The sequence below is a fragment of the Streptomyces bikiniensis genome, from assembly GCF_000716625.1.
In the GTDB taxonomy this organism is placed as follows: domain Bacteria; phylum Actinomycetota; class Actinomycetes; order Streptomycetales; family Streptomycetaceae; genus Streptomyces; species Streptomyces bikiniensis.
The window spans coordinates 1-212 of sequence record NZ_JNXJ01000148.1 but is presented as its reverse complement, the minus strand read 5'-3'; the positions used below and the strand labels follow the sequence as shown (position 1 = coordinate 212).

Annotated in this window: 1 rRNA gene; it reads right to left on the bottom strand. The window is 55.2% G+C overall.

The window, feature by feature from the left end:
* Positions 1 to 212: ribosomal RNA gene (locus tag OO47_RS33165) — 23S ribosomal RNA — on the bottom strand; the annotation flags it as partial.

The following is a 212-nucleotide window of genomic DNA, read 5'->3' as shown; positions in this document are numbered from 1 at the left end:
TTCGGACTCGCTTTCGCTACGGCTTCCCCACACGGGTTAACCTCGCAACACACCGCAAACTCGCAGGCTCATTCTTCAAAAGGCACGCAGTCACGAGACACAAGCAAGCTTGTGTCCGACGCTCCCACGGCTTGTAGGCACACGGTTTCAGGTACTATTTCACTCCGCTCCCGCGGTACTTTTCACCATTCCCTCACGGTACTATCCGCTAT